This window comes from Streptomyces sp. NPDC014656, assembly GCF_043084305.1.
In the GTDB taxonomy this organism is placed as follows: Bacteria; Actinomycetota; Actinomycetes; order Streptomycetales; family Streptomycetaceae; genus Streptomyces.
Genome location: NZ_JBIBZN010000003.1, coordinates 18,637 through 40,729 on the forward strand (window position 1 = coordinate 18,637; position 22,093 = coordinate 40,729).

Annotated in this window: 15 protein-coding genes; 7 read left to right on the top strand and 8 right to left on the bottom strand. The window is 72.7% G+C overall.

The window, feature by feature from the left end; all coding sequences use genetic code 11:
• Position 1 precedes the first annotated feature (1 nt).
• From ACF1ED_RS07515 to ACF1ED_RS07525, 3 genes are read left to right on the top strand one after another with little or no spacing between them, the layout of a single operon-like run.
• Positions 2 to 2,200 (top strand): hypothetical protein, encoded by a 2,199-nt coding sequence (locus ACF1ED_RS07515; RefSeq protein WP_391757568.1) that lies wholly within the window; start codon positions 2 to 4, stop codon positions 2,198 to 2,200.
• A 49-nt stretch (positions 2,201 to 2,249) separates the two neighbouring features.
• Positions 2,250 to 3,287 carry an AAA family ATPase gene (locus ACF1ED_RS07520; protein ID WP_391757570.1) on the top strand — a complete coding sequence of 346 codons (1,038 nt, stop codon included), beginning with the start codon at positions 2,250 to 2,252 and terminating at the stop codon, positions 3,285 to 3,287.
• Between the two features lie 20 nt (positions 3,288 to 3,307).
• A complete protein-coding gene (locus tag ACF1ED_RS07525; protein ID WP_391757572.1) occupies positions 3,308 to 6,601 on the top strand; it encodes an SAV_2336 N-terminal domain-related protein in 3,294 nt (1,097 codons plus the stop codon).
• A gap of 343 nt (positions 6,602 to 6,944) precedes the next feature.
• On the opposite strand, the gene ACF1ED_RS07530 is transcribed toward ACF1ED_RS07525, so the two are convergent.
• Together ACF1ED_RS07530 and ACF1ED_RS07535 are read right to left on the bottom strand one after the other, a co-directional pair.
• Positions 6,945 to 7,964, bottom strand: a complete 1,020-nt coding sequence (locus ACF1ED_RS07530; RefSeq protein WP_391757574.1) for an MASE1 domain-containing protein — start codon at positions 7,962 to 7,964, stop codon at positions 6,945 to 6,947.
• A 223-nt stretch (positions 7,965 to 8,187) separates the two neighbouring features.
• A complete protein-coding gene (locus ACF1ED_RS07535) occupies positions 8,188 to 9,030 on the bottom strand; it encodes a PP2C family protein-serine/threonine phosphatase (protein WP_391757576.1) in 843 nt (280 codons plus the stop codon).
• Positions 9,031 to 9,467: 437 nt separating this feature from the next.
• Here ACF1ED_RS07535 and ACF1ED_RS07540 point away from each other — a divergent pair, with 437 nt between their 5' ends.
• On the top strand, positions 9,468 to 10,229 hold the full coding sequence (locus ACF1ED_RS07540) for a metallophosphoesterase family protein (protein ID WP_391757578.1): 762 nt from the start codon (positions 9,468 to 9,470) through the stop codon (positions 10,227 to 10,229).
• 100 nt (positions 10,230 to 10,329) lie between these two features.
• Here ACF1ED_RS07540 and ACF1ED_RS07545 read toward each other — a convergent pair whose 3' ends face one another.
• From ACF1ED_RS07545 to ACF1ED_RS07555, 3 genes are read right to left on the bottom strand one after another with little or no spacing between them, the layout of a single operon-like run.
• Positions 10,330 to 10,452, bottom strand: coding sequence for a hypothetical protein (locus ACF1ED_RS07545; RefSeq protein WP_391757580.1), 123 nt, complete (start codon positions 10,450 to 10,452; stop codon positions 10,330 to 10,332).
• Between the two features lie 3 nt (positions 10,453 to 10,455).
• On the bottom strand, positions 10,456 to 10,656 hold the full coding sequence (locus ACF1ED_RS07550) for a hypothetical protein (RefSeq protein ID WP_391757582.1): 201 nt from the start codon (positions 10,654 to 10,656) through the stop codon (positions 10,456 to 10,458).
• Positions 10,610 to 10,897 (bottom strand): hypothetical protein, encoded by a 288-nt coding sequence (locus ACF1ED_RS07555; RefSeq protein ID WP_391758715.1) that lies wholly within the window; start codon positions 10,895 to 10,897, stop codon positions 10,610 to 10,612. The genes ACF1ED_RS07550 and ACF1ED_RS07555 overlap by 47 nt, the downstream gene beginning before the upstream one ends.
• Before the next feature lie 201 nt (positions 10,898 to 11,098).
• On the opposite strand from ACF1ED_RS07555, the gene ACF1ED_RS07560 reads away from it, so the two are divergent.
• Positions 11,099 to 11,416 carry a DUF6221 family protein gene (locus ACF1ED_RS07560; RefSeq protein ID WP_391757584.1) on the top strand — a complete coding sequence of 106 codons (318 nt, stop codon included), beginning with the start codon at positions 11,099 to 11,101 and terminating at the stop codon, positions 11,414 to 11,416.
• A 295-nt stretch (positions 11,417 to 11,711) separates the two neighbouring features.
• Here ACF1ED_RS07560 and ACF1ED_RS07565 read toward each other — a convergent pair whose 3' ends face one another.
• The 3 genes from ACF1ED_RS07565 to ACF1ED_RS07575 all read right to left on the bottom strand — a co-directional run bounded on the left by ACF1ED_RS07565 (position 11,712) and on the right by ACF1ED_RS07575 (position 14,454).
• Positions 11,712 to 12,251 carry a hypothetical protein gene (locus tag ACF1ED_RS07565; RefSeq protein ID WP_391757586.1) on the bottom strand — a complete coding sequence of 180 codons (540 nt, stop codon included), beginning with the start codon at positions 12,249 to 12,251 and terminating at the stop codon, positions 11,712 to 11,714.
• Positions 12,252 to 12,917: 666 nt separating this feature from the next.
• Positions 12,918 to 13,757, bottom strand: coding sequence for a hypothetical protein (locus tag ACF1ED_RS07570; protein WP_391757588.1), 840 nt, complete (start codon positions 13,755 to 13,757; stop codon positions 12,918 to 12,920).
• Between the two features lie 412 nt (positions 13,758 to 14,169).
• Positions 14,170 to 14,454: a hypothetical protein gene (locus tag ACF1ED_RS07575; RefSeq protein WP_391757590.1), complete on the bottom strand. Its 285-nt coding sequence runs from the start codon at positions 14,452 to 14,454 to the stop codon at positions 14,170 to 14,172.
• Between the two features lie 180 nt (positions 14,455 to 14,634).
• Between ACF1ED_RS07575 and ACF1ED_RS07580 the strand changes: the two genes are divergently transcribed.
• Together ACF1ED_RS07580 and ACF1ED_RS07585 are read left to right on the top strand one after the other, a co-directional pair.
• Positions 14,635 to 14,886 (top strand): hypothetical protein, encoded by a 252-nt coding sequence (locus ACF1ED_RS07580; RefSeq protein ID WP_391757592.1) that lies wholly within the window; start codon positions 14,635 to 14,637, stop codon positions 14,884 to 14,886.
• 971 nt (positions 14,887 to 15,857) lie between these two features.
• Entirely contained in the window at positions 15,858 to 22,049 is a 6,192-nt protein-coding gene (locus ACF1ED_RS07585) for a DNRLRE domain-containing protein (protein ID WP_391758717.1), read from the top strand.
• The last annotated feature ends 44 nt before the right edge of the window (positions 22,050 to 22,093 follow it).

Genomic DNA, 22,093 nt, shown 5'->3' on the forward strand with positions numbered 1-22,093 from the left:
GATGGGCTGGTTCAGCCGGCCGGCAGCGCCGGTCTCCTACGCCGCGCTGCTGCGCGAGGGCGGCGAAAAGGCGGCAGGAGCCGCCGCGCTCCTCTCGCCGAACCACCTGCTGACCTGCGCACACGTCGTCAACGACGCGATGGGGCGGGACCTGCTCCACGCCGAACGCCCCACCGAGGAGAAGCCTCTGGAGATCGCCTTCCACGGCTCCGGCAGGCCCTCTCGGTACGGCCGGGCCCGGCTGTCGGTCTGGATGGCGCCCGAGCCGCGACCCGGCGACGTCGTGTGGGACGGCGATCTGGCGGTGCTCGAACTGGAGGAGACGGCTCCCGAGTGGGCCGCCCCCGTGGTGTGGCGGGACATGACCGAGGGGCTGGAACTCCGCGCCTGGCACGGCGGCGGTGTCGGCGTCACCTACGCCGACACCGTGGCCGGCTTCCGGGACGGCCCCGGCTGCTACCTCGACGGTTCCCTGACCGGCGCCGCCATCGGCCCCGGCTACAGCGGCGGCCCCCTGTGGGTGAAGTCCGACCGCACCGTCGCCGGGCTCGTCATCGCCCAGGTGACGTCCGGCCAGGGCCCTTTGCGGGCGCAGGAGACCGTCCGGCGCAGCTGGGCGGTGCCCTGGCAGACGGTACGGGAGCGCCTGACCCTGGCGGGCGCACACGACGTCCTCGCCGGATGCGAAGTCGTCGCAGCGGATCACCTCGCCCCCACGGGACCGGCCGAGGACTCCGTACGCCAGATGGTCCCGCCGCTGCGGGCCCTGCTGGACGACACGGCGCGCCGTGCCGACCACTGCAGGGACCTCGCCGCCCGCCTCGGCCTGGAGGCGCCCTCGGGGGGCGAGCGGTCCGCGCCCGCCCTGGACGAGCTGGCCACGCTGCTGCTCACCGAGGAGCGGGCACTGGCCACCCTGACGGAGTCACTGGCTCCCGTGGTCGGCCGCCACGGCGGCGAGCGCGCGGCGCTGAACGGCCTGCTGGCGCTCGGCCGCGTCGAGCCCGCCGTCAGCCTGCTCTCCGTCACCGAGCACAAGCAGCTGCACACCGCCCTGCTCGAGATCGCCGGGGACGAGCCGGAGCTGATCCCGCGCGCGGCGCAGGAGGCACTGCGGCTCCTGGAACTCCCGGAAGCGCTGACGCGCTCTCCCCGCCTGGCGGTGAAGGACGTCGACGCCGTCGTACGGGCGCTGGAGGAGTACCCGGACGGGCGCGGCGCCACGGCCGGCTCCCTGCCCGTCCCCGCGCTGCTGCGGCTCGCGGAGTTCGTGGCCGCCGCCGTCGCCGACCCGGACCGACGGCGTCGGCTGCGCGACTGGTGCGAACGTGTCGCCGGACGCCTGGACATCAGCGTCGCCGCGCTCGCGGAACGCCGTGCGGACGCCGAGGCGTGGGCCGCCCGCGTCCCGTCGCCCGTCACTCAGGTCATCGTGCGGCTGCACCGGGCGGGGGCCGCCGGTCCGGACCGCTTCCTGTGCGAGGTCTGGCTCGGTCACAAGGACGGCGGGCGCACGGCGGTGGCCACCCCGGAAGGCCCCCTGGAGCCGGGAGCGATCGGACGGCTGATACGCCAGACGGCGGACGGCAGCGGGGCGGCGAGCGGTCAGGCTCCGATACGCGTCGACGTGGTGGTGAAGGCCGACGGACTGGACATCCCCGTCGACGAGTGGGACGCGGGCAGCGTACTGGGGGACCTCTTTCCCGACCTCGCCGAAGAGGGCACGCCGCTGGGCGGCCGTTACCGGGTCGCGCTGCGCTGCCCCGACCTGACCGGCAGCACCCTGACGGCGGCGAGCGAGATGCGCAGGCGCTGGGCGGTCGGGGGCGACGGGACACTCGTCGTCGACGAGTCGTGCCACGACGTCAGGAGCCTGCACAAACTCCTGGACGAGCCCCACCGCGACACCGCGCGGGTCGTCCTCCACGGGCCGCCGGAGCATCGTCCCGACCTCCTTCGCGTGTGCCTGGCCATGGGGGTGCCCGTCGTGCTGTGGGACCGAGGCGCCGGGTCGTACAAGGACGCGCCCCTGATGGACGCCCTCGACCCCACCGGTCCCCTCGACAGGCTCCCTCGACGGCTTCAGGAGTTCCGCATGTCGCGGTACACCGCCTCGGGCGGAGCGGCGCGGCCGGCCCTCATCTGGGAGGAAGGCGAACTGGCGCTCCCAGGACCGCTGCGGCTGGCCGACCCCTCATGACGCACCACACCCATCGAGACCCCGCACCACGGAGAAGGACGGACACCCGATGACGGCCCACGAACCCCACGGGCAGCAGGACCCGGCCGACGACGGACAGGACGCCGACTGGCGGTTGTTCAAGGGTGACGGCCGCGCCAGGACCATCACCTTCCCCGAGGCCCCGCCCTGGCGGCGGTTCGGAGGCGGAGCGGACGGGGAGGCGGACGCCTCCCACCGCAACCGGCCCTATCTGATCGGCCCCCAGGAGGCGGACGTCGTCAATGCCGCACTGCTGCTCCGCCGACCGCTCCTCGTCACCGGACACCCCGGGACGGGCAAGTCGTCCTTGGCGTACGCCGTGGCCCACGAGCTGTCCCTCGGTCCCGTCCTGCACTGGCCGGTCAACAGCCGCACCACGCTCCAGGACGCGCTGTACCGCTACGACGCCATCGGCAGGCTCCGCGAGACCAACATGAGCCGTGAACCCCACGGCGGTGACGGCTCCACGCCACCGGACCCGGGCATCGGCTCGTACGTGCGGCTCGGCCCGCTCGGCACCGCCCTGGTGGCATCGGGGACGCCGCGCGTGCTCCTCGTCGACGAACTCGACAAGGGCGACGTCGATCTGCCGAACGACCTCCTGAACGTCTTCGAGGAAGGCGAGTTCGAGATCCCCGAGCTCGCCCGGCTCTCCGAGGAACAGTCCTCGGTGCGCGTGATGACCGCCGACTCCGGCAAGTGGACCGAGGTCGTCCGCGGCCGCGTCCGCTGCTCCGAGTTCCCCGTCGTCATCATCACCAGCAACGGCGAACGGGACTTCCCGCCGGCCTTCTTGCGCCGCTGCGTCCGCCTCGACCTGCCGGAACCGGACGAGACCCGGCTGCGCGCCATCATCTCCGCCCACCTCGGCCCGAAGGACGGTTCCGAAGCCCACGGCACGCCCGAGATCGACGACCTGATGCGTGCCTTTCTCGCCCGCAGGGCACGCGGTGAGCTCGCGACGGACCAGCTCCTCAACGCTGTCTTCCTCCGGCGCGGCGGCGTCGAACTCGACGCGGACGGACTGCTGGACGCCGTCCTGCACCGGCTCGCGCGCACCCTGTGACCGGGGCCATGCTGCACCGGGTGCGCGACGCCCTGTCCGGTGACGGCGAGCTCCTCGACGCCGAGGAGCTCCGCGACGCGCTGTGGCTCGCGGCCCGGTTGCCACCGGCGGCGGCCACCGCGCTGGCACGGCTGGCCCGGGCCGCGGAACCCGCCGCCGAGGCAGCGGTTCCGGCCCCGGCCGGGTCCGCCGCGTCCCCGCTGTCCGAGGGCGGGGACGAGAACCGGGACCCTCCCCCGGACGACCACCGGAACGGGACGGCCCCCGGCGTCACGACGGCCGGCGGCGGAGCGCGCACCCCGCAGGAGGACGGGCTGCACGGGGCCCCGGTGCCGCCGGGTCAGGCCGCCTCCTCCGACCGGTCCGCGATGGCCGTACGCGTCCCGGAGATGAAGGCGCTCGACGGTGCGGAGCTCCGGATCGGGCGCGCCCTGCGCCCCCTGCGGCAGCTCCGTCCCGACGCGCTGCGCACCGAACTCGACGTCGACGCGACGGTCTCCGCCATGGCCGAGACCGGCCTCCCCGACGCCGTGCTCCGTCCTGCGCGGACCCGCTGGCTCGACCTGGCGGTGCTCGTCGACGACGGCGTCTCGATGCTCCTGTGGCAGCGGCTCGCAGGCGAGGTCCGTGCCCTGATGGAGCGGTCCGGCGCCTTCCGGGACGTACGCCTCCACGGCCTCGACAGCCGCACGCCCGGCGGTCCCCGGCTGACCGGCCGTCCGTACGGCGGGAGCGACGGGGCGCGTCCGATGTCCACGGTCCTCGACCCCTCCGGCAACACCCTGCTCCTCATCGTGAGCGACGGCGTCGGACGGGCCTGGCGGGACGGGACGATGCACAGGGAGCTCGACCGCGCCGCGTCGACGGGACCCGTGGCCGTCCTCCACGCGCTCCCGCCGCGGCTCTGGGCAGGCTCGGGCATCGACACGCGGCCCTGGCGCGTGACGACCCGCCGCAGGGGCGCGGCCAACCGGTCCTGGCACGTCGAGGACCCCGTCCTGCCGCCGGAACTGGCCCCCTACGACGGCGTCCCGGTCCCGGTGCTCTCCTCGGAGGGGAGCGACATCGGCACCTGGGCCCGGCTCACCGGCTCCCCGGGAGAGACCGTGGTGCTCCCGCTCCTGACCGGTCCGGACACGCCTGCCCCCGCCGTCGGCGCACGGACGTCCACCCGGCCCGTCGGGTCCGCCGGGTCCGTCGGGGCGGAGGAGGCCGTGCTGCGGTTCAAGGCCTCGGCGTCCCCGGAGGCGTACCGCCTCGCGGCACACCTGGCGGCCGTGGCGCCGCTCCCCGTCCCGGCGATGCGGCTCGTCCAGCACGCCCTGCGGCCGTCCGTCGACACGGCCCACCTGGCGGAGGTCTTCCTCGGCGGCCTCGTCCACGGCGTCGACGGCTCCGCCGACCTCCCGCACCAGAGGACCTTCGACTTCGCCGAGGACATCCGCACGGTTCTGCTGGGCACGGTGCCGGCCTCCGAACTGGTCAGGACGGCACGGGAGGTCACGGCCCGTCTCAGCGGACTCCCGAACGCGTCGACGGGGTTCCCTGCCTGGTTTCCTCACTCCGAGGGCCCGGAGCGGGTCGGATCGGGCAGCCGCAGGCCCTTCGGCCGGGTCGACGAGACCCTCCGGCGCAGGCTCGGCATCGCCCCGCCGGAACCGGAATCCGCACCCGAATCCCCCAGCCCGCACGTCGAGCTGCGGGAGCTCCCGGACGGCTTCGTCTTCGACGAGGAGTCGACGGGATGGCGCCGGCTGGCCGTCACCGACCGTCGCTACGAAGGCCCGGGCGGCCTGCCGTACGAGGTGTTCGCCGAGTACGAGGGGGGCTGGTCGGACATCGGGCTGCTCCTGGCGCACGACGGCGAAGGCCGCGTGCTCGTCATCCGCACGCCCGAGGTGCGCAACGCGCGGTACGCCGTCGACCTCGTGACGACCGAGGTGACGGCGCTGAAGCGGCTGGAAGGCCATCACGCACCGCGTCTGCTGGCCTGGGACGCGACCCGTGTCCGGCCCTGGCTCGCGGTCGAATGCGCCCTGGACGGCGAGTCCGAACCGGCACCGAACCTGCATGACTTCGTACTGCGGCACGGCGCCCTGCACCGGGGAAGCCTGCTCTTCGTCGCCCGCCGACTCGCGAGGAGCCTGGCCTACGCTCACCAGAGCGGCCTGATCCACGGGTCGCTCACGGCGCGCAGCGTGCTCGTCGCGGGGCGGGAGATCCAGATCACCGGGTGGCTGACGGCCTCGATAGACGGCAGGACCAGCCCGCACCGGGCCGCTTACACGCCGGACGCCCGGTACCTGGCGCCGGAGCAGGAAGCGCCCGGCGCCGAACCGACCGGTGCGTCCGATGTGTACGCCCTCGGTGTCATCCTCCTACAAGCGGCGACGGGCACGGAGCCCGGGGAGCACCTGGCCGGGTCGCGGGAGGCGCTGCGTGCTGGGCTCCCCGCCGAGTGGATCACCGTTCTGGAGGAGTGCACGCGGAGGGACCCCGGGCGCAGGCCGTCCGCCGAGCGCTTGCTGCAGGTGCTCGATTCTCTTGAGGAGGACGAGTTCAGGGGCCACGGCACGACCGTGTACCTCGGGCTGGACCGCCACCTGGAGCCCGTGCGGCTGGACCTGGAGAGCGGACACCGGCAGGGCCACGGTCCTCACCTCCTGCTCCGCGGGCTTCCGGCCGCGATCCGCGGGAGCGTCCTGCGCCGCGTGCTGGACCAGCTGACGCGGCAGAACCCGACGGGGCTGGAAGTGGTTCGCGCGGACTACGACGGACGCAGCGGACTCGCCCTCTTCGAGGACGTCGTGCACGGTGCCTCCTTCCTCCGCCTGCGCGAGGGCCCCGCACACGTCCTCTCGTTCTGCGAGAAGCTCAGACAGGAGGTCACGAAACGCTGGGACGTCCTGGGGAAGGGCATCGACGATTCGGACTTCGGGACGCTCGAACACGAAGCGGACGAGTACGGCATCCCGCACGTCCTGCGGCGCCTGGTCATCGTCGTGGAGGACTTCCAGAAGGTGCTGCGGCTGGCGCCGGAAGTGGTGACGGCGCTGAACCAGATCGCGGAGGAGGGGCCGAGACTCGGCATGCACCTGATCGTCAGCACCGACGACACGGACGGCCCCCTGACGGACCGCGCCTTCGCCGGAAGGATGCCGGCGCGCATCGATCTGCGGGACTCGTGGGATGAGCACGCCGAGCGGACCGAACCTCTGATGGCGCAGGCGACCCTGCGGGTTCCGTCGGCAGACGGGCCGGTGTTCTTCCTGGCCGGAGTGGAGGACGGCTTCGAACCGACGCCCGGGAACTGACGCCGAGCGTACGACGACCGGTCAGGGCGGCACTCCGGAGGGTTCCTCGCACGGCGGCCGGTCCCCGTCTTCACGGGCGGCGCCACTGTCCTCGTCGCCGTCATCACCGAGCCCGCGACCGGGCCGGACTCACCGCCGGGAACCGCCGCTTCTTCCCCGGGCGCCGGCGCCGGCCCACGCCGGGTGATGGCGATGCCCCCGCGTCCTGCCATCCCGCCCCACCTCGGCCCGCCCCGCCCCCGCCGGTCGCTCCGCCGTGGCCGCGTACAGCCGCCCCGACGGCCGGAGCCCCGCCAGCCGGCGCGGTGCGGGGCGGCGGGACTCGGGGGGGGCGGGACGGGGGTCACGGATCCCGGTGCTCGACCGGCGGGTCCGTCCGGCTCCCGGTAGTGCCGGACGGACCCGGCGGGGGGTCCCCCGCCGCGAGGTGTTCCAGGACCTCCGCCAGCTCCTGGCAGGCGCGGCGCACCGACCGGCGGGTCGCGCGCTGCTCGGTGATGACGGCGGCGAGGAGCAGGGCGGTCAGGGCGGCGGACCCGTTGAAAGCCTGGAGCTTGACCATGATCTCGACATCCGACAGACGGAGGAACGCCCCCCGCCCGGAGGTCGCCTCGAAGGTGGTGAGCACGGAGGCGAAGAGCGCGCACAGCATGCTTCCGGCGAGCTGGAAACGGAGCGCTGCCCAGATCAGCAGGGGGAAGACGAGGAACAGCATGCTCATCGGGCTGAGCACGGCCATGGGCATGAGGACCAGCGTCGCCAGCCCCAGGAAGGCGGCTTCCTTCCAGCGCCGTACCCGGAACCGTCCGGCCGGCCTCCCGAGGACGAGCAGAAGCGGGGCGACGAGCAGCACCCCCATCGTGTCGCCCACCCACCAGGCCAGCCAGACGGACCAGAACTCGCTCCTGCCCAGGGAGTCCGTCGCCACGTGCAGTCCGACCCCCGCGGTCGCACTGATCAGCATGGCGCCGAACCCGCCGAGGAAGACCAGGGAGAGCCCGTCCCGCAGCCGCGCCATGTCGAGCCGGAAGCCGACCCGCCTCAGCAGCAGGAAGGCGCAGAGCGGTGCGACGGTGTTGCTCGCCACGGTCACCAGCGTGGTGGGCCCCGGGGTGGTGAGGGAGGCGATGACGAGGAAGGACCCGAGGGCGACTCCGGGCCAGACCCGCGCGCCGAGCAGCAGCAGGGCGGCGACGGCGACGCCGGTGGGGGGCCAGATGGGGGTGACCACCACGCCCTCGACGACGAGGCGGCCCAGCAGGCCGAGCCGCCCGGCCGCGTAGTAGCACACTGCCACGGCCAGCGACGCCAGGGCCGCCTCCGTGGAACTCCGGAACTGCCGAGTGACCAACACGTCAGCCATCAGACACCGGCCAGGCCGCCACGACCGGGCAAGGTGCCCCTGCGTGTCGGGCGCCCCCGTACGGCACGAGCTCGGACCGCTCCGACATCCGCCCGGGGACACCGGTGGACCGGGGCGGTTCCCGTCCGATGCCGCCGGATCACGCGCTGGAGGCCGCTGGACGCCCGCCCAGGAACGGGGCCTGCCAGGGACGCCCCCCTCTCCCCTTCGCGCCCCTCTCTCTTCAGCCCTCGTCCTGCGACCGGTCCGCTCCGCCGTCATGGCCCACGACCAGGACGGCCGCGTCGTCCTCGTGCCCCACCGTGGCCGCCAGCCTCATGACGGCGGTGGCGAGCGCGTCGACGCCCAGCCCGGCGACGGCGGTGATCCCGGCGAGCCGCATCACCCGGTCCAAACCGTCGTCGAGGTGGAGCGAGGGTCCCTCGACCACCCCGTCGGTCAGGAGGACGAAGACGCCGCCGGCGGTGAGCCGGTGGAGCGTGGTGGGGTAGTCGACGCCGCGGAGTACGCCGAGCGGAGGCCCGCCCTCTCCGTCGTCGATGCCGGAGCGGCCGTCGGCGGTGGCCCAGATGTGGGGGATGTGACCGGCCCGGGCGCACTCCAGGGTGCCGGCGGCGGGGTCGAGCCGCAGGAAGGTGCAGGTGGCGAAGAGGTCGGCGCCCAGAGAGATCAACAGGTCGTTGGTGCGACCGAGCAGCTCTCCCGGGTCTTCGGTGACGGAGGCCAGCGCGCGCAATCCCACGCGGACCTGTCCCATGAAGGCGGCGGCCTCGATGTTGTGCCCCTGCACGTCGCCGATGGACATGCCGATCCGTCCGCCGGGCAGGGGGAAGGCGTCGTACCAGTCGCCGCCGACGTTGAGCCCGTGGTTGGCGGGCTCGTAGCGGACGGCCAGCCGGGCGCCCGGAAAGCGGGGAAGGTCCGAGGGCAGCATGCCGCGCTGCAGGGCCACGGCGAGTTCGACGCGGGAACGCTGCGTCTCGGCCAGCTCCCGCACCCTGGCGGTCAGCGACCCGAGCCGGACCAGAAGGTCCTCGCTGCTGTCGGCCGGCCGTCTGCGGAACATCGATCACTCCGGCGTCACGAAAGTCCTCGCATCGGTTCGTCCCGTCTCCAGCGCTCAGGGCCAAGGGGACCGCCTCGGTAGGGAAGGTCCTCCCCCACTCTGCCCGGAGGGGGCGATGTCCGCATCTCATCGAGCCCGCGCCCCGCCCCACGGCCGTCGCCACGGCGCCCGTCCCGCCCGGCGGCTCCGCGAGCTCCGTGCGGCCGTCCGAGGAACGACGGGCGAAGGCTCGAAGGGCACCGCATCAGGATCAAGGACACCGCACAAGGATCCCGGCGACGGATCCACCACGCCCTCGTCACACCGTTCGATCGGCCCATGACGGACGGGGCCGTCCGGTAGACAGCGCCCATGACGGCGGTCCGGCACCACGACGGAGCTACGCGAGAAGCGAACTGGCTCCCTCTCCGTCCGGGCGTCATCGCACAGTGGTGACCATGCTGAGCCGAGTAGCCGTCCTCTCTGACATCCACGGAGTCCTGCCCGCTCTGGAAGCGGTGCTCGACGAGCCGGAAGTGCGCGCGGCGGACCGCATCGTGCTCACCGGCGACATCGCGGCCGGCCCGCAGCCGACCCAGGTCCTGGACTTGCTGACGGGGCTCGGGGAGCGCGTCGTCTGGATCAGCGGGAACGCCGACCGCGAACTCCTCGAACACCGCCGCGGCCGACGCGACGCCGTCCCGGACCCCATCGCGCCATGGGCCGCCGAGCGGCTCCGCGGGGATCACCTCGACCTGCTCGCCCGCTTGCCGAGGTCGCTCGTCCTGACCCTGCGGGGCATGGGGAAGGTCCTGTTCTGCCACGCCACCCCTCGGGACGACGAGGAAGTCGTCCTCGTCGACTCCCGCCTCGACCGCTGGCAGGACGTGTTCGGTGACCTCGACGCCGACATCCGCACCGTCGTCCTCGGACACACCCACATGCCCTTCGTCCGCCTCGCCCATGGCCGCCTCGTCGTCAACCCCGGCAGCGTCGGCATGCCCTACGGGCGGACCGGAGCCCACTGGGCGCTCCTGGGTCCGGGCGTCGAACTACGGACCACGAACTTCGACGTCGAGGCCGCCGTCGCCCGGGTCACCCGCGACTCGGACTATCCAGGAATCACCGAGTGGGCCGACTACTTCCTCCGGGCCCGCGCAACCGACGCGGACGCCCTCACCGCCTTCGGCCCCCGGGACGGACGCACTGACACCGCGTGACGACTGGATGATCGTCGTCCGGCAGCGGAAGTCGTGCCGGAACCGCTGTCCGCCTCGGTACGGCGGATCGCGCAGCCGCGTATCGCGCGGAACGGGCGGCTCAGCCGAGTCGGTCGGTGGGCTCCGTCGCCCGGGAGCGGGTCGCCGCGAGGCCGGCGAGGAGCTTGAGGTGGTCTTCGGGGAGCTGTCCGGCTCGGCGGTGCAGAGGGCTCAGGTCGTGCACGGCTCACCCGGACACGGGCAGGTCCACGGACTGGTGAGTCAGCTCCAGGGGGCCGGCTTCGGGGTGCCGCAGCCGTTCGGTGCCCTCGTGGCGGATGCGGCCGTCGTGCGCGGCCCACAGGTGCGGAAGCCGACGCTGAGGGTGGGCAGCTCGCCGATCAGCTCGCGCAGGCCCGGTCGTGGGGCTCGCGGCCGTCCTCGGCACGCAGCAGGGCGACGGTGTGGGCGGCGCCGGCGTCCCGGTCGACGAAGAGGTCGTGTGAGCCGGCGTCGAGGAAGTGGTAGCGGGCGAAGTCGGGGCGGCCGCGTTCGTCGGTGGTGGGGCTGTCGAACATCGGCGCGTGCAGGGCGCGGCCGAGCGCGTTGCGGGCGATGACGTCCAGGCGGCCGTCACGTACGAAGGCGGCGGACAGGGCGGTGGAGTCGTCGATTCCGCCTTCGGCGATATGCCGTGCTCCACCCGTAGCGGCGACGGCCCCCTTCCGCCCTGACGGCTGTCCGCACCGATCCGCCTCAACGGACTTTGACGGCGTCTCAACGAAGTGTGCCCGGCTCGGTCAGCTTTCGGGTTCAACCGGCGGAGTCGACGGCGTCACGGGCGGAACCTGAGCGACACACCGCAATCGGCATGGGAGATCATGCGGGGTATGACTGCCGAACTGATCACCTGGCTGCACGAGCAGATCGACGCCGACGAAGTGGCAGCCGCAGACCAGCCACCCGGGTCGTGGCTTCCCGAAGGGCTGTCCCCCGACAACCCGCTTGCCGCGCTTTACTCGCCGGCCCGCACCATCGCCATGCGCCGCGACTTGCTCGCCGCCTGGCGCGACCAGGAACACGCCGGGACCCAGGACCACGACAGCCACAGCAACGACTGGTCGCTGCGGGTCCTCGCAGCGACCGCATACTCCGATCGCCCGGGATACCGCGAAGAGTGGGCCCCTGCCGACGACGAGCCGGCCTGACGCCGTCGACTCCGCCGGTTGAACCCGGGGGCTGACCCAAGCCGGTCAAGCTTCGTGGGCCCCGAGAGCGCGGCAGGAGAGGCCGGCGGTCTCCTTCAGCTGCCCGAGCAAGCCGGCGAGGCGCTCCAGCCAAGGGGTGCGACGGCGTCAGTGCGAGGCGTCGGGGGGCTCCGGGCTTGCGTGGTCCAGGAACTGACCCCGTGACCGCCGGACGGCCGCACAAGGGTGCCCCGGTACCGAGAGAGGAGGCGCAGGCCCTCGCTGCGGCCCCAGGGCGAGACGGACTGGTCTGTGGCTATCGCACGTGGACGACGTCGGTACAGCCGGGGTCGACGCGCTCCGGGTTCTGGTGGGCGACGGCGTCTTTCCATCGTGCCCGCTCGGCCTGTAGTTGCACGCCGTCGGCGCTGGTCGCGAAGAACGCGGAGCGGGCCTCGGACAGCGTGTCGTCGGACGGGCCGCCGAGCACGCCGATGACGTACCGGTGACCGGGCACCAGCGGCTGCCGCAGGAGGTCCGGGCGCGCCTGCTCGGTGGCGCCCTGAGTGACGGGCATGGTCTTGGGCAGCGTCCCCTTCAGGACCTCGTCCACCGTGACCCGCACGGTGACCCGCTGCTCGCCGTCGCTGCCGTGGGTGGGGCCGGACTGCTCGCCGGCCGTCACCACGGCGACGTGGTCGACGACGCCGGCCTTGTCCCGGTCGGTATCCATGATCGGCACGCAGACGGCCGAGACGGTGACGTCGCCCTCCTGGAGGACCACAGCGACGGTCGTCGCAGACGCCGCGAGCACGACGGCGCCGGCGAGCGGCAGGAGCACGGTGCGCTTCATCATCCCCACAGCTTCACGTAGTTGGCCTTGTCGCTCGCGTTCTCACGCAGGACGGAGTCGGCGGAGTCCGCCTTGTGACAGAGCCCCGGCGCATGGCCGAGCTCGTGCACGACGATGTTCTTCCGGTACTCCGGCGTACGGGGCGTTCGCGGTGCCGGGCGAGGGTGGTCGCGGCGCCGAAGACCCCGATGGCCTGCGGAGACATCATGGGCGTTCCCCTCGGCGGTACTGACGGACGCCGACGATGGCGACCAGCCGCCGCACCACGCCCTCTCCCCGGCCGACAACGGTGCGCGCTTCCCGGGCCCTGCCTCTGCTCTCGTCATGCTGGACGACTGAGTTGGACAGCCTCCAGGGGTGCGGTTCTGGAGGTTCGACGCGGTTGTTTCCGCATCTGTCGGGTGCGGTGGTGGAGTCGACCTCACGGAATGCGGGTGTGGGCACATTTCGTACGCGGGCTCCGGCCCGGGCCGGAGCCCGCCTGGGCCGGATCTGCCGTCCCTGCCCGGCAGTCCACTGCCGTCCACTGCCGCCGGCAGCGGACGGGTGACTTCCTCGGCGGCCTTGCCACCGCTGTCCGGCACGTGATCATCCGGTCTTTCCCGGTTCTTCCGAGCGGCGTCTCCCGCTCGGGCATGCCCGCCCCTTTCTCCTCGGCGCCGCCGGCGGTCAGGCCCGGTCGGCCGCGATGACGCGCAAGGTATCGTCGGCGAGCTGCTGCGGGTGGGCGGTCTTCAGCGTGGTGCTCAGGGTCTGCCAGGTCCTGAAGGCGATGGAGCCGTCGGGCTGCTCCTCGCCCTCCGACTGCCGGGTGAGTGACCATTCGGATTCGCCGCGGTGGAAGGTGTACTCCTCGCCGCCGTCGGTGATCGTGATGGTGCAGCCGCATCCGAAATCTTCGTCGGCGTCCTCGTACGCGCCGTCGGAGTGGTGCTGGTTCAGCATCACCTCCTGGTCGTGCCGCTCGGCGAGCAGGGCGGCAACGGCCACCACGGTCTCGTGGACGTCGGTGGGCAAGGGAGCGGTGCCGGGGGCGGCGTGCAGGGCGCGCACGGTGGTGGAGGCGTGCCGGTCGACCAGCTTGTGGACCGTATCGGCCACCGTCCGCAGCGTCGCCAGGGCGTCGGCCAGGTTCGCCGGCTGCCCGGGCCCGGCCGGGGCGGGCAGCTCGGCCTCGCCGCGCTCGACGATTCGGCCGACCGAATGCACGAGCTCCTGGAGGGCGTCGGCGTTGTGCCGGAGCTGGACGAAGAGCGCGGAGGCGACCGTCGCCGCGTCCTGCGGCGTGTAGAGGGACCAGGCACTCGACAGGGAGTGGACCGAGGCGCCGGCGGTCTCGGCGGCCGCGCAGGCCATCTCCACCGAGTCCCGGGGATCGTGCAGGCCGTACTCGACCGCGCTGCGCACCTCCGAGACGTAGTCGCCGTGTCCGTCATCGGTCCGCTCGTACAGGGCGGTCCAAGGGGTGTCGTCGTCGAGGCCGGTCTCAGCGGCCTGGTTGATGAGCATCCCCGGATCTTTCCAGAACCTGGCTGGTCCCGGCGCCGCAGGAAGGACGGAGGGCTGGCTTTGTGCGCACGTGTGAGCAGTGTTCATTCACCAGTTCGGGAGGCGGCGAAGCCTCATGGGGATCGAACGTCGCCCTGATGCCCGTGTCTGACGCACGCCCACCGCTCGGCGGAGCGGCGGAGCGGGCGTGTCTCCCGGGGGAATTCGGGGTCTTACTGGGAGAACGCGTAGGTCCGGACGGGGTCGAGGTGCAGTTCGTAGGGTCCGAAGCAGTCGGCCGCGAGGGTCGCGACCGGAGCACCGCAGGGGCAGGCCCGGTTGAGCCCCTCGTCGCCTGCCGGTCCACAGCACCCGGTGCTGTTCTCCCCGTTGGGCAGTGGCTGCAGGCCTGCCGCGTCGTCGGGGTGCACCACTACTGTCCGTCGGCGGCCCGCCGAGATGACGAAGCCTTCTTCGCGACAGATCCGATGCCCTCGCGGCTGAGCCGGCTTGGGGTTGTCCTGATCGTCCTGCACGACGTAGGGGGTCCCCAGGGTTCGGGATCGATCGCGTAGCGGCCCTGCGGAATGATGGAAGGTGCCCGGCGCGTCTCCTTGTCCCGGTCGCGCTCGCCGACGGAGAAGTCGGGGACGGCGGCCAGCTCCGCCAGCTCCGACGTGATCGCGGCGCCGCACTTGGAACAGAGGAAGACGGTCATCCCCTTGTTGTAGTCCTCCGGGCTGCCGCTTCGCATCCTCGTTCCGCCGCTCGGATTCGATGCGCGCGTCGAGGGCGGCCACCGGGGTCCGTCATCGCGCGGGGACGTCTCATCGAGCATGAGAACAGCGGCGGCCCCTGACGCTGCTCGAAGCCGTGGGCACCTGCTGTCCGTTCTCGCGTGAACGAAGCCAGTGAGCGGGAGGCGGGTGGTGGCGTCGGCCAGGAAGGTGCCGCAGGTGTCGCCGTAGAGCGCGAAATCGTCCACACCCAGCATCCGGGCACCACCCCGGTCCGCCGGCACCACACCGGTGACCTCCACCAGGCGCCGCAACGGCGAGGCGTCGTGTGCAGCGGCTGTGACACCACTCGCCGAGCCGGCCGCATCCCGTACATGCCTGCCGTGGGCGCGCCGGGCCTCGTCCAGGTGTGAACCCCCACGCCCGCGTCAGAGGCATCGACAGGATTCTTGCCAGAGCCGTGCGGTACGACGGGAGCACCGCCACGGCACTTGACGGTGCGGCGCGACGGGTGCCCGGCCGTCGGCGCGGCGGCCTCCGCCGGATGCCGGAGGGGCCGGCAGCGGCCCGGTCGCGCTGTGCGGCCTGCGGCGGGAGGTGCCCGGGTCAGTCTGGTCGGCGGGAACGTCTCGCGCCGGAAGGCGCGGGCTCCTGCGCCCGGTGCCGTTTCGGTCGGTGAGGCCCGCCCGGCCGTGCGCGCCGTGCGGTCCGGAGGAGTACGGCCGCCTCGTCGTCCCGAAGAACCGCCGCGTCCCGGGAAACGTATCCGTCCTCGCCTGGAGCATTCCGCCTGCCCGCCTGCCCGCCCGCCCGCCCGCCCGCCCGGGGAGTTCTGCCAAACTCTCCTTCACGAGAAGTAAAATGACGGTCAAATATCACGTGAAGAATGGCGCACCGAAACGCCTTCGTTTCGCCCGCGACCTTTTCCGGGGGTTCGCGCGCGGGTCGGGCCCGGGGGTGGTCGACCCTGGGTGACCTGTGGCTTCACGACTTCTACATGTCTAGATATGGCCGTTCTTGATGCGGCATCACCTCTTCTCGGTGGGGTTGCTGTGAACGCGTACGGAAAGCCGTGCGACCTTGCTCAGTTCTTCCTCAAATATCGAATCGATCTTTGACCCGCGTCACATGCCTGGGGCAAAGTCCAACCCCGCAGCGGCTCTCGCGCCCCGGCTGTCATTCATCGGTTCATCGGTTCGTCGAAGACGATTGCAGGTCCCCGCGGGCGCCAGAGGCGCGAAGGGCGGTCGCGGCCCTGCCAGGAGAAGAGTTGAAGCACGACTTGTCGTGGGAGGGTCCAGGCGTGTCCGCGCCCGGCCGCTCCCCCTGGAAGGGCGCTTCCGTCGCCCTCCAGCGCCGCCGCAGACTGATCCCGTCGGTGGCGATGACCGTCGCCGCGGTGCTCGGCATCGAGGCGGCACTCCTCGTGGGCGACGCCGGCCAGGCCGTGGCGCTGTCCCCCACCCCGCGCGCCGCGCCGGCCGCCGAACAGCCGGTCACGTACGCCACGGAGGCCCAGGACCTCGCCTCCGCGCAGGTCGCGGCGAAGCTGTCCGGCAAGCGGGTCGAGGCGCTGTCCGAGCGCACCGAGAACTCCACCAGCTACGCCAACCCGGACGGGAGCGTCACCGTCGAGACGGCCGGCGGCCCCGTGCGGTTCCGCGGCGCCGACGGTGAGTGGCGCGACGTCGACGTCGACCTGGTCAAGAACGGCGACGGCAGCGTGACCGGCCGCGCCCACCCGCTCGGGCTGAAGCTGGCGGGCCGCACCCCCGCGGCCGGCCGGGCGAAGTTCAAGGCCTCGGGCGCGAAGGCCGGACAGCCCGCCTCCCCCGCGGTGCCGCTGGTCACCCTCGACGACGCCAAGGGCCGCGGGATGACGGTGTCCTGGCGCGGCACGCTCCCCGAGCCGACGCTGTCGGGCACCACCGCCCGCTACGCCGACGCCCTGCCCGCCACCGACCTGCTGATCGAGTCGACCCGTACCGGCTTCGAGCAGTACCTGGAGCTGAAGAGCCGCGACGCCGTCGCCGCCAACGGCTCGGTCACCCTGTCGCTGGACGCGAAGGGCCTCAAGGCGCGGGCGAACGCGGACCGTTCGGTCACGTTCCTCGACGCGAAGACGGGGAAGCAGGTCGGTCAGCTGCCCGCCCCGGTCATGTGGGACGCGCGCGTCGACAAGGCCTCCGGCGACCACACGCACCGGGCCGACGTGGGCCTGAAGGTCACGCAGACCGGCGACCGGGTCGACCTGACCCTCACCCCCGACGCGGCGTTCCTGGCCGACCCGGAGACCGTCTTCCCGGTCACCGTCGACCCGGCGGTGAACCTCGGCACCAGCTTCGACACCTTCGTCCAGCAGGGCTACGGCACCGACCAGTCCGCCGCCACCGAGCTGAAGCTCGGCAACAACGGCTCCGGCCAGGTCGCCCGTTCCTTCCTCTCCTTCCCGATGTCCCAGATATCGGGCAAGGTGATCCAGTCCGCGAAGCTGAACCTGTGGGCCACCCACTCCTGGTCCTGCACCGCCAAGCCCTGGGAGGTGTGGACCACGAGCGCGGCGAGCACCGCCACCCGCTGGACCGCGCAGCCCACCTGGAGCACCAAGCAGGCGAGCAGCACCCAGACCAAGGGCTTCTCCTCCACCTGCGCCGACGGCTGGGTCAACGCCGACGTGACCTCGATGGCGCAGAGCTGGGCGAGCAACGGCAACGGAAGCAACCACCTGGGCATCCGCGCCACCGACGAGACCGACCCGTACGGCTGGAAGCGCTTCAACTCCGGCAACGCGGCCTCCAACACCCCGTACCTCTCGGTCACCTACAACACCAAGCCCGGCGCGGCCACCCCGGTCTCCCCGCTGAGCGGCACGGCCACCAACGACGCCACGCCGACCATCACCGGCAAGGCCACGGACGCCGACGGCAACACGGTCCAGCTCTCGTACGAGATCTGGACGGCGACCGGCACCGCCGCGCTGCAGACCGGCAAGTCCGCCTTCGTCGCCTCGGGCGCCAACGCCCCGTGGACCCCGACGACCGCGCTCGCCCCGGGCGCCTACAAGTGGCGCGCCGCCGTCTACGACGGCTCGGTGTGGAACGGCACCTGGTCCGCCTGGCAGAACTTCACCGTCGACACCACGGCGCCCGGCACCACGGCCATCGCCTCGACGGCCTTCCCCGCCGACACCTGGTCCGGCACGCCCGGCGCCGACGGCACCTACTCCGGCGACTTCACCTTCACCCCGCCGGCCTCCGACGTGAAGGACGTCCAGTACGCGCTGGACGGCGGCGCCTGGACGACGGTCGCCACCACCGGCGCCGCGGTCACCCGGACGCTGTCCTTCGGCGCCGGCAAGCACACCCTGTCGGCGCGCACGCGGGACGCGGCGGGCAACGTCTCCGCCGCCACCAGCCGCGTCTTCTACGCCGGTTCGGCCGCCGCGCTGACCACCCCCGGCGACGGCGAGCGGTCGGCCCGCCGGGTCGGCCTCTCGGCCCAGGCCAAGAACACCTACACCGGCGTCACCTACCAGTACCGCCGCGGTGAGACCGACACGTGGACGAACGTGCCGGCCGCCCACGTGACCAAGGCGTCCGACGGCTCCGCCGTCACCGCCTGGCCGGTGGCGGCCCCGGGCGGCGTCCCCGCCGGGCTCACCTGGAACATCACCGACACCCTCACCACCGACGGCCCGGTCGAGGTCCGCGCGGCGTTCACCGACGGCACCTCGACGGCGTACTCCCCGGCCAACACCGTGACCGTCGACCGGAACGCGGGCACCGCCCCGTCGGCCGAGGCGGGCCCCGGCTCGGTCAACCTGCTCACCGGCAACTACACCCTCCAGGCGACCGACGCCTCGCTGTTCGGCGTCTCCGTCAGCCGCACCGCCGAGTCCCGTCCCGTCGGCACCCCCGAGACCGACGGCCAGGCTCCGATCTTCGGCACCGAGTGGAACGCCAACACGGTCGCCGAGGTCACCAAGTCCGAGTGGGCCTACCTCAAGCAGACCTCCGCGACCTCGGTCGTCGTGATCGACCACGAGGGCGGCGAGACCGGCTTCACGGCCACCACCGGCGGCGGCTGGAAGGCCGAGCCCGGCTCCGAGGAGTACACCCTCACCGGCTCGCCGACCGGCACGTTCACCCTCAAGGACACCGAGGGCGCCGCCACCGTCTTCACGAAGCCGGGCACCGGCGCCACCGCGTGGCAGGTCTCCAGCACCACCCTCAACGGCCTCTCCAACACCACCACCCAGGTGGTCTCCGAGACCGTCACCGAGAACGGGAAGACCCTGGCCCGCCCGAAGCGGATCGTCGCGCCGACCTCGGCCGTGCCCTCCGCCACCTGCGCCGCCACTCCCTCCACCAAGGGCTGCCGCGTCCTGGAGTTCGTGTACGCCACCTCCACCACCGCCACCGGCTGGTCCGGCGGCGCCGAGTTCGGCGACTACACGGGCCGGGTGAAGGAGATCCTGGCCTGGTCCACCGAGCCGGGTGCCGCCTCCGCCACCTCCAAGGCCGTCGCCACCTACCGCTACGACCTGGGCGGCAAGCTGCGCCAGCAGTGGAACCCCACCCTGTCGCAGGCCACCCAGACGCAGTACTCGTACGACTCCGCGGGCCGCGTCACCTGGCTCCAGGAGAAGTCGCAGCTGGGCTGGGACTTCGACTACGGCAAGGCGGGCAACGCCGCCACCGCCGGCGAGGGCATGCTGCTCAAGGTGCGCCGTCCCGGCCTCCGGCAGGGCACCCGTGACGTCGTCGAGGGCGAGGCGGCCACCAGCATCGTCTACGACGTGCCGCTGACCGGTTCCTCCGCGCCGCACCGGATGGGCGCCGCGGACGTGGGCGCCTGGGGCCAGCTCGACGCCCCCACCGACGCCACCGCGGTCTTCCCGGCCGACGCCGTGCCCTCCGCCCACGCCGGCTCCGGCCTCACCGCCGACGCCTACCGGCGGGCGAAGATCACCTACGTCAACGCCTCCGGCCGGCAGGTCAACACCGCCGCGCCCGGCGGTCACATCACCACCACCGAGTACGACCGGTTCGGCAACACCGTCCGCGAGCTGACCGCCGGCAACCGGGCCACCGCCCTGGGGCTCTCCGCCGCCGACAACGCCACCCTCGCCGACCTCGGCATCAACGGCATGACGACCGCCGAGCGGGCCGAACTGCTGTCGACGCGCACGCACTACGACGAGAACGGCACCCGTGAGCTGGACAGCCTCGGGCCGCTGCACCGGATCACCCTGACCGGCGACCTGAAGTCCGGCACCACCACCCTGCTCCCGGCCGGTGCCTCGGCGCCCGCCCGCTCCTGGGTGCTCAACGAGTACGACGGCGGCCGGCCCACCGACGGCACCGCGACCGTCCAGGACCAGCTGACGAAGATCAGCACCGGCGCGCAGGTGCTCCAGTTCCCGACCGTCCAGGCCGACCCCCGGGTCGTCCAGACCGTCTACGACTGGGCGAAGGGCGTTCCGCTCCGGTCCGTCGAGGACCCGGCGGGCAAGGCCATCACCAGCGTCGTCGAGCGCGACGCGCAGGGCAGGGTCGTCAAGGAGAGCCGTCCCGGCTCCACCGGCACCGACGCCGCCACCCGCCTCACCACCTACTGGTCCGCGACCGGCACCGGCACCTGCCAGGGCCGCCCCGAGTGGGCCGACCTGCTCTGCTCCACCGGTCCCGCGGGCGCCGTCACCGGCGGCGGCACCAACCCGAGCCAGCTCCCCGTCACCACCACCGAGTACAACTGGTGGGGCAACCCGGCCAAGGTCACCGAGACCGCCAACGGCGTGACCCGGACGACCACCACCGAGTTCGACGGCTCGGGCCGCGTCGTGAAGTCCGCGATGACCGGCGGCACCGGCCAGGCGGTCCCCGAGACCACCACCGAGTACGACGGCGAGACCGGCATGGTCGTCAAGACCACCTCGGCGACCGGCGGCACCCTCTACAAGGGCTACGACAAGCTCGGCCGCCTCGTCTCCTACGTGGACGCCGACGGCGGCGAGACCAGGACCGAGTACGACCTGCTCGGCCGTCCGGTGAAGGTCACCGACGGCACCGGCGCCACCACCTCCTACGTCTACGACCACACCGCCGACCCGCGCGGCCTGCCGACCTCCACCACGGACTCGGTGGCGGGCACGTTCACCGCGACGTACGACGCCGACGGCGAGGTCTCCGCGCAGAAGCTGCCCGGCGGCTACACCATGACGCAGCGCCAGGACCCGACCGGCTCCACGCTGACGCGGACCTACACCCGTGACAGCGACTCCGCGCAGGTCTACTCGGACATCGTCACCGAGTCCGCCCACGGCCAGGTCGTCAGCCACTCCGGCTGGTCGGTGCAGAACTACCGCTACGACCAGGTGGGCCGGCTCACCGACGTCACCGACACCGTCGGCGACGTGTGCACCACCCGCGGCTACGCCTTCGACAACCGGGGCAACCGCACCGGCCTGACCACGGCCACCGGCGCCGAGGGCGCCACCTGCCCGACCACCGGCGGCACCACGACGGCGTACGCCTACGACAGCGCCGACCGGCTCGTCGACAGCGGCTACGTCTACGACGCCTTCGGCCGCACCACCGCCCTGCCCGGCACCACCATCGGCTACTACGCCAACGACCTGGCGTACCGGCAGACGGCGGCCGGCAAGCGGCAGACCTGGCAGCTCGACGCCGTCCAGCGCGTCCGCTCCTGGACCGTCGAGGAGGACCTCGCCGGCACCTGGACGCAGACGCAGTCGAAGGTGAACCACTACGGCGACGACTCCGACGTCCCGCGCTGGATCACCGAGGACACGGCGAGCGGCGAGGTCACCCGCAACGTGGTCACCGCCGACGGCGACCTCGGGGCGACCACCAGCGCCGAGGGCGACGTCGTGCTCCAGCTGAACAACATCCACGGCGACGTGGCGCTCCAGCTCCCGCTGGACCCCGCGGCGGCCCCGCTGGTGCTCGACAACGACGAGTACGGCAACCCGCGCGCCGGCCAGCCCGGCACCCGCTACAGCTGGCTCGGCGGCAAGCAGCGCTCCGGTGAGACCCTCACCGGCCTGACGCTGATGGGCTCCCGCCTCTACAACCCGGTGACCGGCCGCTTCCTCCAGCCCGACCCGGTCTACGGCGGCAACGAGAACGCGTACGGCTACCCGGGCGACCCGGTCAACTCCTACGACCTGGACGGCCACAAGAAGAAGCCGCGCAAGTGCGGCTGGCTCTGCGAGCTCGCCTTCGAGGCACTGGACTTCGCCATCGGCAAGATCCTGTGCAAGGGCGCGGGCCTCGGCGCCGTCGCCTGCTCCGGCGCGGTGGGCGGCGTGCTCGCCGTCGCGAAGTACGCCTACCAGTGCTACAAGCGCTGCTGGAGCACGTCGACGGCCGCGAAGCGGTTCCTCCGCGGCTTCATCAGCGGCGCGGGGGTCGAGTACGGCATCTCGACCATCCGGCGCAGATGGGGCCGGCAGATCCGCCGGGCCGTGGGCCGGCTGCGCGGGCCCATCGTCCGCTACCTCGGCGCCCGGTACTGGGTGTACGTGCGGAGGGCGCTGGACGCCGCGCTCTGACCGGCGGCTACCGTCCTGACGGATGACCTGGGGTCCCCCGCGCC

Coding starts and splice junctions, on each gene's coding strand:
- ACF1ED_RS07530 (WP_391757574.1), bottom strand. CDS start 7,964: ATGGCTGACGTGTTGGTCACTCGGCAGTTCCGGAGTTCCACGGAGGCG.
- ACF1ED_RS07575 (WP_391757590.1), bottom strand. CDS start 14,454: ATGACCGTCTTCCTCTGTTCCAAGTGCGGCGCCGCGATCACGTCGGAG.
- ACF1ED_RS07520 (WP_391757570.1), top strand. CDS start 2,250: ATGACGGCCCACGAACCCCACGGGCAGCAGGACCCGGCCGACGACGGA.
- ACF1ED_RS07570 (WP_391757588.1), bottom strand. CDS start 13,757: ATGCTCATCAACCAGGCCGCTGAGACCGGCCTCGACGACGACACCCCT.
- ACF1ED_RS07515 (WP_391757568.1), top strand. CDS start 2: ATGGGCTGGTTCAGCCGGCCGGCAGCGCCGGTCTCCTACGCCGCGCTG.
- ACF1ED_RS07535 (WP_391757576.1), bottom strand. CDS start 9,030: ATGTTCCGCAGACGGCCGGCCGACAGCAGCGAGGACCTTCTGGTCCGG.
- ACF1ED_RS07540 (WP_391757578.1), top strand. CDS start 9,468: ATGCTGAGCCGAGTAGCCGTCCTCTCTGACATCCACGGAGTCCTGCCC.
- ACF1ED_RS07565 (WP_391757586.1), bottom strand. CDS start 12,251: ATGATGAAGCGCACCGTGCTCCTGCCGCTCGCCGGCGCCGTCGTGCTC.
- ACF1ED_RS07560 (WP_391757584.1), top strand. CDS start 11,099: ATGACTGCCGAACTGATCACCTGGCTGCACGAGCAGATCGACGCCGAC.
- ACF1ED_RS07585 (WP_391758717.1), top strand. CDS start 15,858: ATGACCGTCGCCGCGGTGCTCGGCATCGAGGCGGCACTCCTCGTGGGC.